The 14,462-nt window shown below is 72.0% G+C and carries 14 protein-coding genes; 4 read left to right on the top strand and 10 right to left on the bottom strand.

Going from position 1 to position 14,462, the window contains the following annotated elements:
- Positions 1 to 149: 149 nt before the first annotated feature.
- The gene (locus AL2_RS33535) at positions 150 to 947 is read right to left on the bottom strand and encodes a hypothetical protein (RefSeq protein ID WP_245667105.1); all 798 of its coding nucleotides are present in this window, start codon (positions 945 to 947) and stop codon (positions 150 to 152) included.
- Between the two features lie 36 nt (positions 948 to 983).
- Complete coding sequence (locus AL2_RS33530; RefSeq protein WP_168444711.1) at positions 984 to 1,379, bottom strand: ATP-binding protein; 396 nt, start codon at positions 1,377 to 1,379, stop codon at positions 984 to 986.
- Between the two features lie 228 nt (positions 1,380 to 1,607).
- Here AL2_RS33530 and AL2_RS33525 point away from each other — a divergent pair, with 228 nt between their 5' ends.
- Positions 1,608 to 2,417, top strand: coding sequence for a helix-turn-helix domain-containing protein (locus tag AL2_RS33525; protein ID WP_067640874.1), 810 nt, complete (start codon positions 1,608 to 1,610; stop codon positions 2,415 to 2,417).
- Between the two features lie 5 nt (positions 2,418 to 2,422).
- Positions 2,423 to 2,614: a DUF397 domain-containing protein gene (locus AL2_RS33520; protein WP_312032891.1), complete on the top strand. Its 192-nt coding sequence runs from the start codon at positions 2,423 to 2,425 to the stop codon at positions 2,612 to 2,614.
- A 50-nt stretch (positions 2,615 to 2,664) separates the two neighbouring features.
- On the opposite strand, the gene AL2_RS33515 is transcribed toward AL2_RS33520, so the two are convergent.
- The 6 genes from AL2_RS33515 to AL2_RS33490 all read right to left on the bottom strand — a co-directional run bounded on the left by AL2_RS33515 (position 2,665) and on the right by AL2_RS33490 (position 9,774).
- On the bottom strand, positions 2,665 to 3,528 hold the full coding sequence (locus tag AL2_RS33515; RefSeq protein ID WP_067640870.1) for a glutamate ABC transporter substrate-binding protein: 864 nt from the start codon (positions 3,526 to 3,528) through the stop codon (positions 2,665 to 2,667).
- A gap of 22 nt (positions 3,529 to 3,550) precedes the next feature.
- Complete coding sequence (locus tag AL2_RS33510) at positions 3,551 to 4,969, bottom strand: GlnX family signal transduction membrane protein (RefSeq protein WP_083947168.1); 1,419 nt, start codon at positions 4,967 to 4,969, stop codon at positions 3,551 to 3,553.
- A 174-nt stretch (positions 4,970 to 5,143) separates the two neighbouring features.
- On the bottom strand, positions 5,144 to 5,956 hold the full coding sequence (locus AL2_RS33505; RefSeq protein ID WP_083947167.1) for an enoyl-CoA hydratase/isomerase family protein: 813 nt from the start codon (positions 5,954 to 5,956) through the stop codon (positions 5,144 to 5,146).
- A gap of 51 nt (positions 5,957 to 6,007) precedes the next feature.
- Positions 6,008 to 7,141 (bottom strand): acetyl-CoA C-acetyltransferase, encoded by a 1,134-nt coding sequence (locus AL2_RS33500; protein WP_067640864.1) that lies wholly within the window; start codon positions 7,139 to 7,141, stop codon positions 6,008 to 6,010.
- A 109-nt stretch (positions 7,142 to 7,250) separates the two neighbouring features.
- Positions 7,251 to 9,287 (bottom strand): DHA2 family efflux MFS transporter permease subunit, encoded by a 2,037-nt coding sequence (locus AL2_RS33495; RefSeq protein WP_157438530.1) that lies wholly within the window; start codon positions 9,285 to 9,287, stop codon positions 7,251 to 7,253.
- Between the two features lie 88 nt (positions 9,288 to 9,375).
- Positions 9,376 to 9,774 carry a hypothetical protein gene (locus AL2_RS33490; protein WP_245667104.1) on the bottom strand — a complete coding sequence of 133 codons (399 nt, stop codon included), beginning with the start codon at positions 9,772 to 9,774 and terminating at the stop codon, positions 9,376 to 9,378.
- Positions 9,775 to 9,934: 160 nt separating this feature from the next.
- Between AL2_RS33490 and AL2_RS38215 the strand changes: the two genes are divergently transcribed.
- Both AL2_RS38215 and AL2_RS33485 read left to right on the top strand, forming a co-directional pair.
- On the top strand, positions 9,935 to 10,096 hold the full coding sequence (locus tag AL2_RS38215) for a hypothetical protein (protein WP_168444710.1): 162 nt from the start codon (positions 9,935 to 9,937) through the stop codon (positions 10,094 to 10,096).
- Between the two features lie 135 nt (positions 10,097 to 10,231).
- Positions 10,232 to 11,068: a class I SAM-dependent methyltransferase gene (locus tag AL2_RS33485; protein WP_067640860.1), complete on the top strand. Its 837-nt coding sequence runs from the start codon at positions 10,232 to 10,234 to the stop codon at positions 11,066 to 11,068.
- Positions 11,069 to 11,095: 27 nt separating this feature from the next.
- Here the strand turns inward: AL2_RS33485 and AL2_RS33480 are convergent, their stop codons facing one another.
- Together AL2_RS33480 and AL2_RS33475 are read right to left on the bottom strand one after the other, a co-directional pair.
- Positions 11,096 to 12,091 (bottom strand): zinc-dependent alcohol dehydrogenase family protein, encoded by a 996-nt coding sequence (locus AL2_RS33480; RefSeq protein WP_067640858.1) that lies wholly within the window; start codon positions 12,089 to 12,091, stop codon positions 11,096 to 11,098.
- A gap of 2 nt (positions 12,092 to 12,093) precedes the next feature.
- Positions 12,094 to 14,451 carry an ATP-binding SpoIIE family protein phosphatase gene (locus AL2_RS33475; protein ID WP_067640856.1) on the bottom strand — a complete coding sequence of 786 codons (2,358 nt, stop codon included), beginning with the start codon at positions 14,449 to 14,451 and terminating at the stop codon, positions 12,094 to 12,096.
- Between the last annotated feature and the right edge of the window lie 11 nt (positions 14,452 to 14,462).

Here is a 14,462-nt window from a genome sequence, read left to right as displayed (position 1 = left end):
GTCCCGGCGAAAAACCTCGATCAATCTGAGCCGCGGTGGCTCGACCTCCACGGCCTCCCGTCCACCGTACTTCGCCGTGGACCTGGACGGCCTGGCCCGCCGCTCCCTCTACCTGGACCGCCTTGAGGACACCCGGGTCATCCGCCAGATCAGCTCGATCGTCGAGTCCTTCCGGGACGGGATTCGTCCTCGTCCGCCCCGCCAGTACTCGCACTGATGGACGGACGTCCGGCGACCAGGTCGCCCAGCCAGTCGCCGAGCCGCTGCACGGGCCGCCGGTACCGGCGCTCACGCTTCAGGGCCCGCCGCTCCTTTCGAGACCCCGGCCGATATCTGCGCCGCGCCCAGGGCGAGTCGGGCCGGGCCAGCCGGACGGCGCCGACCACCGCGACCAGGCCGATGAACAGCCCGATGAGCCCCGTCCAGACTTTGCCCTTGAGCAGGGCCACCAAGGCCACGAGCATGTCGAACACCAGGACGGCCGCGACCGCCCACAAACCGTCCCCGGCCACGTCGTCCAGCCCGAGCGGCCGCAGGCCCAGCAGCAACAACCCGCACAGCGCGATCGTGATGAACACGACCTCGACCGACACCCGGCCCTGCTCGCTCCAGTAGACGTCCTCCAGGTGCAGTACGAGCGCGAACTCGTCCAGCACCAGCGCCGCCCCGACCCCGAACACCCCGGCGGTGGCCGCCGCCCACCCGGACGTGCCGTCCTCGACGGCGAGCCCGCCCACACCCCCCACGCACATGAACACCAGCCCGAACACCACGTGGTGGATGTGATGTCCGCCCGGCGTGACGTTCCCGGGCCACCACCGCACCTGCCGCCGGATCATCCGGACGCTGAACCGGATGAACAGGAACCCGGCTATGAACGCCACAAGGAAACAGAACAGCCGGAGCCGCCCGGCGTCCGCGATCTCCCGAGTGAACCACTCCCCCACACCGGGCCCTCTTCCCAGGGCGAGGCAAAGTCCACCTCATGCCGGCGCACGGAACTCCACTTTCAGCACCGCCCAAACGCTCTTGCCGTCGAACTCCGCCCTGACCCCCTGTTCCTCGGACAGGAATTCCACAATCCCAAGCCCCCACCCACCGGGGTCTAGAGCGTCATCGGGGACGGGCCTTTCCGGCATGGAAAGGTCTGGTGTGGCCCCCTTCGGCCTGACGGGCGACGTGTCCCAGACCTCCAGCCGGAGCCCGTCGCCGTCCAGCGCCATCCGCAGCGACACCGGCCGGTGCGGTGTGGCCTTCACCGCGTTGGTCAGCAGCTCAGAGGCGACGAGCACGGCACTCTCCACCGTCTCCTCCGCCAGCCCCCACTGCAGCGCCTGCGACTCGACGATCAGCCGCCCCTGCTGGACGACCTCCGGCACGGCCAGAAACCCCCGCCGCAGAGCCCGCGGCCCGGCCGTCGTCCTTTCCACTCGAACCGAACAGTCCGTTTTGTCGAACTCAACCCTTCGCCGACCGCGCCCGAAGATCATTCCATTCACCACTCCCATTGCCCGTTGTGTGCAATCCGCTACACATCGTGGGAGCTCCTGGTTATCGTCGGAAGTGGGACGAGCTTTACCCAACTCGATACTTCCGGAGGACGACTCATGGTGAATCGGAAGCGACTCGACCCGACCGAGTCGGCAGCGGCGCTTTTCGGGGCAAAGCTCCGCAAGTTTCGGGACAAAGCCGGACTTTCTCAAGCCAAGCTCGCGGAGACGGTCGGCTACTCCCACGACACGATCTCCAAGGTCGAGACCGCCGCCCAGGCCCCGTCCCCCCAGCTCGCCGAACTCCTCGACGCCCACTTCGGCACGGACGAGACCTTCCAAGAGCTCCAGCCCCTCGCCGCCAAGGAGGGCATCCCAGTCTTCTTCCGCCCCTACGCCGAGCTCGAAAGCACCGCCAACGCGGTGCGCGTTTATGATCACCTCGTCGTCTCCGGTCTTCTGCAGACGGAGGACTACGCACGCGAAGTCCTCCGTCCGGGGCAGCTCGCTCATGATCTGGACAGGGCTGTAGCAAGCCGCATGGCCCGCCAAGATGTGCTCGCGAGGAAGGACCCGCCGTGGGTCGTCGTCCTGCTCATGGAGAGTGCGATCAGAAACGTGGTGGGCACGAGAGACATAACGAAGGACCAGCTCAACCGACTCTTGGAACTACGCCAGGAGCCCAACATCAGCATTCTGATCGCGCCGCTCAATTCACCCGTCTACCCCGCGAGCGGCTTCACCCTCTTGAGCAGCAAAGACAATGCCGACCTCGCCTATGTGGAGGGGGCCGGCGGCAATGGGCACGTGATCGAACTAAGCTCAAGAGTTGAGCAGATCCGGCGGCTGTGGGACATGATCAGCAACGTCGCCTTGACCGACACGGCCTCGGAAGCTCTGATCCGCGAGGTGATGGAGGGCTTGTGAAAGACGTGAGACGCGCCACTTGGCGTAAGAGCAGCCACAGCACCCAGGAGGGCGGACAGTGCGTCGAGATGGCCGACCTTGAAACCGCTTGGGGAGTCCGGGACAGCACGGACCCGGACGGCCCCGTCCTCCGGTTCGGACGGGACGCCGTGGCCGGGCTACTCAGCCGCATCAAGACCGGCGAACTCGACCGGTAGCCGCCCCCCGGCAAGCAAGCACCCTCCCCGGAGGGGGCTTTTCCGCGCAGTCAGCCGCAGCCCTCGAACTGGGGGACGGTGACGGTGATGTTGAGGCCCGAGGTGGCGAACCACTGGTCGAGGAGGGTCTCGGCGGCGCCGTTCTGGTACATGCCGGTCAGGATCCGGTTGACGGCACGGCAGCCCTCCAGGTCGCCCTTGGGGAGGCCGATGCCGTACCGCTCGTCCGAGAAGGGGGCGTTGACCACGGTGACGCCGGAGCCGGCGGTGGCCGCGAACCCGGCGAGGATCAGGTCGTCGGTGGACACGGCGTCCAGGCGCCCGTCGGCCAGCGCCGAGACGCACTCGCCGTAGGAACGCGCCGGGACGAGCGCGGCGGGGACCTTGCGCTCCTCGGTGACCCGGCGCCACGAGGTGGACCCGGAGACCTGGCAGAGCCTCTTGCCCCGCAGGTCGCGCACGTTCCGCACGGCCCTCTCCCCCTGCCGGACGAGGATGTCCTGATGCGCGACGTAGTAGGGGCCGGCGAACGTGACCTTGTCCTTGCGCTCGGGGGTGATCGAGTAGGTCGCGATCACCATGTCGACGGTGCCCCCGCGCAGGGCGCTCTCCCGCTCGTCCGACGACAGCGGGCGGAAGGTCACGTTCTCCGGCGGGACGCCGAGTTTCCCGGCGACGTAGGTCGCGACGTCGATGTCGAAGCCCTTCAGCGAGTCGTCCCCGGTGCGGAGGGACAGGCCGGGCTGGTCGTCCTTGACCCCGATCACCAGGGAGTCCCGGCCGGTGACGGACGGCGGCGCGTCGGCGCCGTCCACCAGCGGCGCCGACACCACGGTCACCCCCAGGACCAGCACGGCCAGGACGGCCAGGACGGCCGTGGCGGCGAGGGTGAGCGTGCTGCGGGCGGCGTGCACGGGCGGCTCCCGTCTCTCGGTCTCAGCGGTACTCCGACAGGCGCGGCCACACCCCGGCCGCGATGAGGGCCGCGATGGCCAGCGCGGCGGCCGGCGCCAGCCAGGTCCACGGGTCCAGGGCCCGGTCGCCGTTCGCCACGCTGCGGGCGCGGAGGAAGTCGTGATGGCTGATCCGGGCGTCGAGCTCCTGGTCGTGCGCCCGGAAGGCCGGGTGCGGCAGGGGCGCCCAGCGCGGGTCCAGATGGGCGCGGACCGCGGCGACCCGCCGGCCGCTCTCCGCCAGTGACCGGACGGCCCGGTCGTGGTCCTGGTACTCGCGGTAGCCGGCGAGCAGCGCGCCGGCGTCCGCTGCGGCGAGGCGCGCCCGGGTGCCGTAGAAGCCGCCGAAGGTCACGGCCCCGCCGTCCCGGCTCACGCGGGCCACCCGCGCGTCCAGTTCGCGGTAGTAGGCGGCCAGGCTGGTCGCGCCCTCGATGTAGAGGATCGTCTGGGACTTCTCCAGGTACATCTGGTCATAGCGGTCGGCTTGGGCGGGATCCAGAAGCTGGCGGGCCCGGTCGGTGTCCAGCCCCTTGCCGATGGCGCGGGCGCGGGTGAGGGTGAGGACCGGGTCAAAACCGGAGGCCTTGGCCGCCCGCATGTGGTCCGCCTCGGTGGCCAGCAGCGACGCGCCCGCCACCGTCAGCACCAGCGCACCGGCCAGCGCGGCGGCCAGCGGCAGGCTGAGCAGGCGCCGGAACCGCCGGGCCAGGTACACCTGCAGGGCTCCGAGCGCCGCCAGCAGCGCGATGCCGGCGCCCAGCACGCGGAACCAGCCCGCGCGGACGGCCGCGTGCTCGTCCCGGTAGGCGTCGTCGACGTCCGCCGCGCCGTCCAGCGTCAGGTTGTACGCCTTCGGCAGCAGGTTCCGCGTCATCAGGCCGGTCGCCGCCCGGTACCGCTGGACGCCCTCGTCCGGCAGCGCCGCCGCGGGGCCGCCCCGTCGCCGCCCGGACTCCATCGCCGCCCGGACGTGCTGGTCGTAGGCGTGCAGCCCGTCGAGCACCGACTGGACGGTCCGCAGCCGCTCGGGGTCGTCCCGCGCCAGCAGCGCCGCCTGCAGCGCGGCCCGCTGGGCGTCCTCACGGCGGATGTCGTACGCGTGGCGCTCGCCGCTGCGCTCGCAGTCCCGCTCGTCGGGGTCGCACAGCCAGCCGTCCTCGCCGCCGGTCAGCAGCACGTTGGTGACCTGCGCGTCCATGTCGCTGAGCGCGAGGTACATGTCGCTGGTGGCCACCACCATGGGCCCTTCCCGGTGCCCGAGCGCGCGCAGCCCCTCCCGCGCGTCCCCGGCCCCCACGGCCGTCACGGTGAGCAGCACGGCGAGGGCCAGCAGCGCGAGGGCGGTCAGGGCCCGGACCCGTCCCGCGACGGTGCGGAGACCGAAGAGCTTGGAGGGCACGCTCGTTCTTCTCCTCAGGGGGCTCCGGGGACCGGCGTCCAGTCTCGGGGAAACGCAGCGGCCAAGGCAAGATCGTTCGCCGGGGCCGGTTGCGGCCGAACCGGACGCGGGCGCTCACCGGCGCGCGCCAGCCACCACGCATCGGCGGGGACGGGAGTCCCCTCGGCCGGATGGTCAGCGGCCCTGGAAGTTCGGGGTGCGGTTCTCCAGGAAGGCCGTGATGCCCTCCTTGGCGTCCTCGGTGGCGGACAGGGCGACCAGCTCGCCCAGCAGGTGGGCCACCTGGTCTTCCAGCGGGCGGCCTTCGATGGCGAAGAAGGCGTCGCGGCCCCGGCTCAGGCCCAGGGGGCTCTTGGACGCGATGACGCGCGCCAGCTCGTCCACGCGGGTGTCCAGGTCGGCGCGCGGGACCACCTCGGTCACCAGGCCCATGTCGCGGGCCTCCGCGGCGGTGACGCGGGCGCCCGTGTAGTAGAGCTTGAAAGCGTGCTTCGGGGCGACGTTCCGGTTGATGATCGCCATGATCATCATGGGCCAGAGGCCGACGTTGACTTCGGGGGTGGCCAGTTTGACGTCGTCGGCCGCGATCACCAGGTCGCAGGCGGCGGCGAGGCCGAGGCCGCCGGCGACGGCGTGGCCGGCGAGCCGGGCGATGATCGGCTTGCCGAGCCGGGGGAAGGCCGTGAACAGGCGGAAGGGGGCGCTCTCGCGGATGGCGGACGCGTCGGCCAGGGGGCGGCCGTCCGCCTGGGCCCGGCCGAGGCCGCCCAGGTCGGCGCCCGCGCAGAACGCCCGGTCGCCCGCGCCCGTCAGGACGATGACTCGCACGTCGGGGTCGGTTTTCGCCCGGTCGAACGCGTCGAGCAGCTCATCGGTCATCTGGTCGCTGAGCGAGTTTCGAGCCTCGGGGCGGTTCAGCGTGATGCGGGCGATCCGCTCGTCCACCGCGTAGATGATCGTCTCGTACATGCCCCTCTTCCCGGTCATCACGGCGTCCGCCCCCGGAGCGCGGCTCCAGGGGCAGACTACGCGGGGTCGTCAGAGACGCTCGATGATGGTGGCGTTGGCCTGGCCGCCGCCCTCGCACATCGTCTGCAGGCCGTAGCGGCCGCCGGTGCGCTCAAGCTCGTGGAGGAGCTTGGTCATGAGGACGCCGCCGGTCGCGCCGAGCGGGTGGCCGAGCGCGATCGCGCCGCCGTTGGGGTTGGTCTTCTCCAGGGAGGCGCCGGTGTCGCGGGCCCACGCCAGCGGGACCGGGGCGAACGCCTCGTTGACTTCGAAGACGTCGATGTCGTCGATCTTCAGGCCGGACTTGGCCAGCGCCTTCTCCGTCGCCGGGATCGGGCCGGTCAGCATGTAGACCGGGTCGGAGCCGCACACCGCGAGGGTGTGGATGCGGGCGCGCGGGGTCAGGTTGTGCTGCTTGACGGCCTCCTCGGAGGCGATGAGCAGCGCGGACGCGCCGACGGAGATCTGCGAGGCGACGGCCGCGGTGATGGCGCCGCCCTCGCGCAGGACCTTCAGGCCCGCCATCTTCTCCAGGGTGGTGTCGGGGCGGGCGCCCTCGTCCTTGGACAGCCCGGCGAGGGGCGCGATCTCCCGGTCGAAGTAGCCGGCCTCGATGGCCTTGGCGGCGCGCTGGTGGCTCTCCAGCGCGAACTTCTCCAGGTCCTCGCGGGTGAGGCCCCACTTCTCGCACATCAGTTCCGCGCCGCGGAACTGGGAGACCTCCTGCATGCCGTACCGCTCGGCCCAGCCCTCGCCGTACGGGAAGTCCATCCCCTTGACGATGCTGGAGCCCATCGGCACCTTGGCCATCTGCTCGACGCCGGACGCGACGACCAGGTCCTGGGTGCCGGACAGGACGCCCTGCGCGGCGAAGTGGATCGCCTGCTGGGACGACCCGCACTGCCGGTCGATGGTCACGCCGGGCACGGTGTCCGGCAGCCCGGCCGACAGCCACGCGGTCCGCGCGATGTCGAGGGCCTGCGGGCCGACCTGCATGACGCAGCCCATGATGTTGTCCTCGACCGCGGAAGGGTCGACACCGGTGCGGTTGACGAGCTCCTTGAGCACGTGGGCCCCGAGGTCGGCGGGGTGGACGTCCTTCAGGGCGCCCTTCTTGGTACCGACGGGGGTACGGACCGCGCCGACGATGTACGCCTCGGCCACTACGCCTCCAAATTGTGGGGTGGTTCCGTCCCGAAACCGAGTGAGATTCGGTTAGTCAGTATGAGATTACATCCATCATGGCGCAACGCCATGTGAGCTGAGTCTCCGGCTACGCCTCGCGATCGTCCGCGGGCGCGGGCCGGAGGAGGCCGCCGTCCTCGTCGTCGCCGAGGGACGCCTCGGCCAGCCTCGTCAGGACGTCCGCCAGCTCGGGATGCTCCTCGGGCTCCCAGCCGTCCACGTGCCGGCACAGGCCCTCCCGGCGGGCGGCGAACAGGCTGTCGGCCACGAGCCGGCCGGACGCGGTGATGGCGAGCGTCGCCTCCCGGCGCTGGACGTACCCGTCCTCGACCAGCCGGTCGACGTACGGGCGGCCCTCCTCGATGGTGACGCCGGCGCGGTCGGCGAGGTCCTGCCGGGCGACCGTGCCGTCCTTGGCGATCCGGCACAGCGCCCATACGCTGCCCGCCGGCAGCGTCACCCCGCACAGCGCGGCCAGCCGGTTGTAGAGTTCGGCCGCCTTCGGGTCCCGGCGCATGAGCTCGCTCAAGGCGCGCTCCATCTCGTGCCTAGACGAGCGGACGGTCGGCGCCGCACCGAAGCCCTCGCCGTAGTCGCGCGTCTGCGAGGTCGCCCGCAACGGGACCTCGCGCAAGAACCACGTCAGCACGAACGCGACGGCCGCGACGGGCACGGCCCAGAGGAACACCGAGTCGATCGACTGCGCGTAGGCGTGCAGGACCTTCTGCTTGACCTCGGCGGGAAACCTGTCGAGCAACTGGGGGTTCCCCTGGACGGCCTCCGGGTCGAACCCGGGCGGCAGGACCCGCGCCAAGCCCTCGATGTGCGAGGCGAGCCGGTTGCTGAAGATGGAGCCGAACACCGCGACGCCGAACGAGCCGCCGATCTGGCGGAAGAACGTGACCCCGGACGTGGCCGACCCGAGGTCCTCATAGGACACGGCGTTCTGGACGGCGATGACGAGCACCTGCATGACCAGGCCCAGCCCGAACCCGAGCAGCGCGAACCGCAGGCTCATCTCCAGGGTGGAGGACGTCTCGTCCAGCCCGGACAGCAGGTACAGCGCTCCCGCGATCATCGGCGTGCCGAGCACCGGGAAGATCTTGTAGCGGCCGAAGCGGGTGATCAGCTGCCCGGACCCGATCGAGCTGACCAGCATGCCGAGCATCATCGGCAGCAGGTAGACGCCGGACAGCGTGGGCGACACACCGTGCACGATCTGCAGGAAGATCGGCAGGAACGTCAGCGCGCCGAACATCGCGAAGCCGACCGCGAAGCTGATCGCCGCGCCCAGCGCGAACACCCGGTTCACCAGCAGCGACGGCGGCATGACCGGCTCGGCGGCGCGCCGCTCGACGAGCAGCCAGACCCCGATCAGGAACACCGACCCGGCGGCGAGGCCGATGATCGGCGCGGACGACCAGGCGTACCGCGTCCCGCCCCAGGTGGTCGTCAGGACGAGCCCGACGGCCCAGCCGACGATCAGCAGCGTCCCGAGGTAGTCGATGCGGTGCCGCTCGCGCTCGCCCGTCGCGGGCAGGACGGCGGCGATCACGATCAGCGCCAGCACGCCGATCGGGAGGTTGATGTAGAAGACCCAGCGCCACGACAGGTTGTCGACGAACCAGCCGCCGAGCAGCGGCCCGCACACGCTGGACACGCCGAAGACCGCGCCGAACAGCCCCTGGTAGCGGCCGCGCTCGCGGGGCGTCACCACGTCCCCGACGATCGCGACGACGAGGACCATCAGCCCGCCGCCGCCGAGGCCCTGCAGGGCGCGGAACATGATCAGCTCGAACATGTCCTGGGACAGGCCGCACAGCGCCGACCCGATCAGGAAGATGACGATCGACGCCTGGAACAGCCGCTTGCGCCCGTACTGGTCGCCGAGCTTGCCCCACAGCGGCGTCGAGGCCGTCGAGGCGAGCAGGTACGCCGTCACGACCCACGACAGGTGGTTGAGCCCGCCGAGCTCGCTGACGATCGTGGGCAGCGCCGTGGACACGATCGTCTGGTCGAGCGCGGCCAGCAGCATCGCGAGCATGAGCGCGCCGAGGATGACGAACAGGTCGCGGCCCTTCGGCATGGCCCGCTCGTCCCGCGCCGCGCCCTCGACCGCCGTCATGCCCCAGCCCCCGCCCGAAGACGACCTTTCCGTGCGGGGAAGGTCTACCCAGGGGCCGGACGAGATCACCCGGCCCCGGACGCGCGGCTCAGCGCACCAGGTCGGAGGCGACCTTCGCGGCGCCGATACCGGCGGCGCCGGCGGCGACGCCCACCGCCCCCGCGGTCACCCACAGCGGCACGGCCCCGCGGGTCTTCAACCCGCTCATGACGTCGAGCGAGTCGACGGCGAGGCCGAGCCGCGCCCACAGCCGGCGGCCGTTGTCGTCGCTCAGCAGGTAGCCGGCGCCGAGGGCGATCTCCCGGGCGGCGAACATCCGCGCCACGTAGTCGCGGCCCGGGTCGGCGGCGCCGCCGAGCCCCATCAGCTTCACGGTCAGCTTCGGCGCGGCGAGCGCCGCGAGCCCGAGAGCGACCCGCCCGCGCGCCAGGCCGGTCATCATGCCGTCGACCTTGTCCCGGCCGTCTACTTCCTTCGCATCTGCCACAAGAGTGAGGTTAGCGGGCGCGCCCCCGCCCGGGGACGTGCACCCTCTGGAGCGGCCGATCGGCGCTCGCCCCGCTCCGGTCGCCGATCGGCCGGGTAACGCGCTCCCTACACGTCTATCGTGCAGAGAGGCGGCACTCCCCCCGCTCGGAAGGTGACCTATGGAAGGCATCCTCGCCCTCGTCGTCGTGTCGCTCCTCGCCGCGTTCTGCGTGCGCTGGGCGGCGGTCCGGCTGCGGGTGCCCATGCCCACCCGCGTCGCGGTGATCACCGTGTTCGTGCTCGTCGTGCTCGCCCTGTACGGGCAGCACCTGCGGGGCTGAAACAGCGGCGAAATTCTCCCGCGGCGGGCTGAACTTCCTCCCCCGGCGGTGAGTCATAACTGACGAAACCCGGCTTCACGCCCCGCCCGGCGACGCCCGACCAGGGAAGCCGGCCCGAGCCGAGGGAGTGCACCAGTGCCGCAACCGGCGCCAGCCGTCCAGCGCATGGGCGGCACGATCGCCCCGCACCTGAGGCGCCTGCTGGAGTTCGTCGAGCCCGGCCGCGACGACGTCTGCCTGGACGTCGCGCGGGGCCGCGGCCCGATGCCCGCCGCGCTCGCCCCGCAGGTGCGGCACATGACCGCGGTCGACGCGATGCCCGAACCGCCCGCGCGCACCGACACGTCCGGGCGCATGACGACGGTCGAGTTCGGCACCGGCCCGGTCCGCATCACCGGCGACGGCGGACCGGACGGCGACCGGCTCCCGGCCGCCTCGACCCGCGAGGACCGCGTGCCGCACCCGATCGGCCCGGACCGTCCCACGATCAAGGCGGACGCCGCCGCGCTGCCCTACCGGGACAACGCGTTCTCCCTCGTCACCGCCCGGTTCTCGCTCTACGCCCTGGGCGACCCCGACAACGTGCTGCGCGAGCTGCTGCGGGTCTGCCGGCCGGACGGGCGGGTGGTCATCGCCGACCTCGTCCGCGGCAACCTCGCCGGGCCCGAACGCGACCGGATCGAGCGGCTGCGCGACCCCGACCACCCCGGCACCCCGTCCATCGCCCGGCTCACCGAGATGATCACCTCGGCGGGCGGCAGCATCCGGCGGCTGGACGTGTTCACCGTGGAGCGTCCCATCGAGCCGTGGCTCGCCGGGGCCTGCGACGACACCGCCGCCGACCGCATCCGCGACGCCCTCATCGACGAGGTCGACGGCGGCCCCAAGACCGGCGCGAAGCCGCGCATCATCGGCGGCGAACTGTGGTTCACGCAGACGTGGGCGCACGTCGCCGCTGAGCCGATTCCCTAGGGGCCTGATTCCCTAGGGGCCGATTCCCTAGGGGACGAGGACGGCCGCTCCGGTGAAGCGGTCCGCGGCGAGGTCGGCCAGCGCACGGTCGGCCTCGTCCAACCCGTACGCGTGGGTCGTGACGGCGACGTCCAGCCGCGCGGCCAGCGTCAGGAACTCCTCGCCGTCCGCGCGGGTGTTCGCCGTCACCGACCGGACCCGGCGCTCCTGGAACAGGTGGCGCTGGTAGTCCAGCACCGGGACGTCGCTGAGATGGATACCCGCGATCGCGCACGTCCCGCCGCGGTCGAGCCGCTCCAGCGCGGCGGCCACCAGTTCCCCCGCCGGCGCGAAGATGATCGCCGAGTCCAGCGGCGCGGGCGCGGCGTCGAACGAGTCGCCCGCCCACGACGCCCCCAGCTCGCGGGCCAGGTCGCGGGCGGCCGGGCTGCGGGTGAAGACGTGCACGTCGGCGCCCTCGGCGAGGGCGATCTGGGCGGCCAGGTGCGCGGAGCCGCCGAACCCCCAGATGCCGAGGCGCCCGCCCGGCGGCAGGGCGGCGCACCGCAGCGCCCGGTAGCCGATGATGCCCGCGCACAGCAGCGGCGCGGCCCGGACGTCGTCCAGCTCGGGCGGCAGCGCGTAGGTGTAGGCGTCGATGGCCACCGTGTACTCGGCGTAGCCGCCGTGCGCGTCCCAGCCGGTGTAGACCGAGGCCGGGCAGAGGTTCTCGGCGCCGCGGCGGCAGAACCGGCACGCGCCGCACGTCCCGCGCAGCCACGCCGCCCCGACCCGGTCACCGGGGCCGTGCAGGCACCCCGGGCCGGCCGAGACGACCTCGCCGACGATCTCGTGGCCGGGCGTCACCCCCGGCAGGTGGACGGGCAGGTCGCCTTCGGCGACGTGCAGATCCGTCCGGCACACCCCGCACGCCAGCACCCGCACGAGCAGCTCGCCGGGCCCCGGCGACGGCACCTCGCGGCGGGCGCGCCGCAACGGTCCCGACTCGATCGGGGACGGCTTCTCCACCACCCAGGCGCGCATCGCTACGGCGTCAGCGGCAGCTCGAACCAGACGGCCTTGCCGTCCGCCGTCGGCCGGGCGCCCCACCGGGTGGCGAGCTGGTCGACCAGGTAGAGGCCGCGGCCGCCCTCGTCGGTCTCGCCCGCGCTGCGGATGCGCGGCAGCCGCATGTCAGAGTCGAACACCTCGACCCACACCATGTCGGCGCCGCGCCGCAGCCGGAGCCGGAACTCCTTGGTCGGCGGCTCGCGGCGGCCGAGGTCGGCGCCGAGGTTCCAGTCGTCCTCGTCGAAGTCGGCTCCGGGGAAGTCGGCACCGGGGAAGTCGGCGGAGTCGAACGGGTCGCCCTCGACGCCGGCGCCGAACTCGGTGTTGAACTGCACGGGCGGCGGCGCGCCGAGCGGCTCGCCGCCCCGGCCGGGCGGGCCGGCGGGCACCGGGACGACCATCTCCCGGCGCGGCGCCGGCGTCGCGGTGGCGTGCAGGACGACGTTCGTGACGACCTCGGACACCAGCAGGCACGCGAGTTCGGCCTGCTCGTCGAGCATCCCCCAGTCGGCGAACGCGTCGGCGGCCATCCGGCGCGCCTCCGACACCATGATCGGCTCGGCGGTGAAGGTGCGCTCCTCGACGCCCAGCTCGTCGCCCGCGGTGCGGATCACCACGATCGCGACGTCGTCGTCGGTGTCGCCGGGCACCGCGTCGTAGGCGGCGTTCGCGATCGCCTCGACGCCGCCGCCCGCGGCCTTCGCCACGGCGTCGCGGACCATCTCCCGCGACTCCTCGCGGGTGTAGTAGTCGCCGTCGACCTTGGGCCGCCGGTCGATGAGGCCGTCGGTGTAGAGGACGAGCGTGGAGCCCGGCTTCAGCTCGGTCGTCTCCTCGTTGAAGAGGATCTCGCCGCCCATGCCGGGAGAGCGGAGGCCGAGCATGCCGCCCTGGCTCTCGAATTCGAGCTCGCGGACCTCGCCGTCCACGACGAGGAGCGGCGGGTCGTGCCCGGCGTTGGCGAACTCCAGGACCCGCGACCACGCGTCGTACACGAAGTAGGTGCACGACACGAGCGGCGGGCGGACGAGGTCGTCGCTGTTCCACCCGGACCGCATCCGCTCGGGACGCGTCATCGTGCGGACCCACTCGTCCAGCTTGCGGAGGATGTCGGCGGGCGGCTTGTCGTCCTGCGCGAAGGCGCGCAGCGCGGCCCGCAGCTGCCCCATGACGGCGGCGGCGCGGGCGCCGCGCCCCTCGACGTCGCCGATGACGACGCCGACCCGGCCCGCCGACAGCGGGATCACGTCGTACCAGTCGCCGCCGACCTGCGTCTGGATGCCGTGCCCGTGCGACTCCAGCGGGCGGGCCGGCTCGTACCGCCAGGCGATCTGCAGGCCGTCCAGCGGCGGCGGCCGGTCACCGGGCAGCAGGTGCTTCTGGAAGGCGAGCGCGGTGTCGCGCTCCTCCTCGAACAGCAGCGCGTTGTCGACGGCGATCGCGACCCGGCTGGCGATCGCGCCGACCAGGTCGCGGTCGAACCCGTCGTAGTGCGGGTCGGGCCGCTTGGTCAGGTTCGACAGCGCCAGGCACATCACGCCGAGCAGTTCGCCGCGCACCAGCAGCGGCGCGGAGATCACCGAGGTGATGCCCATCTCGACGCCGAGCCGCTTGGACGACTCCGTCGGCGCCTCGAACCGGTGCTGGATCATGTCCTCGACGAGGACGGCGTCGCGGCGGTCCATCGCCTTGGCGCTGAAGTGGCCGGGCGGGTAGGAGACGGGCTCGCCGACCTCCGCCCAGGTGCCGGGCGGCGGCTCCCAGTCCCCGGCGTGCCGGGACACCCGGCGGTAGAGCCGGTCGCCGCTGTACAGGTCGATGAAGCAGTGGTCGGCGAACTGCGGAATGAGCGTGTCGGAGACGCGGCGGAGGGTGCTCTCCAGTTCCAGGGACCCGGCGAGCCGCTCGCCGATCCGCTCCATCAGCCCGTAGCGCTCCTGCTCGCGCTGGTTGGAGCGGAGCGCCTCCCGCGCGAAGATGACCACGCCGTCGACCGCGCCGGACGGGTGCCGCAGCGGCACCGCGTGCGCGCGCGTGTAGACGGTGGTGCCGTCCGAGCGCAGGTTGCAGAACGTGCCCTCCCAGACGCCGCCCTTGAGGACGTGCTTGGCCAGCTCCGTCGCCTGCTCGTGGTCCTCTTCGGCGATGCCGAGGGAGAGGATCGAGTGACCGATGATGTCGTCGCCGCCGAACCCGAAGAGCTGCCGCGCGAACGAGTTGCCGTAGATGACGTTGCTGAAGCGGTCGCAGACGATGACCGCCATCTCCATCTGGTTGAGGACGGTCTCGGGCGGCAGACGCGCCTCGTCAGGCGCTTCCCCCCAGTGGTTCATCTCCCCATCCC

This window comes from Actinomadura latina NBRC 106108 (assembly GCF_001552195.1).
Classification (GTDB): Bacteria; Actinomycetota; Actinomycetes; order Streptosporangiales; family Streptosporangiaceae; genus Spirillospora; species Spirillospora latina.
The sequence above is the reverse complement of the archived record's forward strand: the minus strand, read 5'-3'. Positions and strand labels throughout refer to the sequence as shown.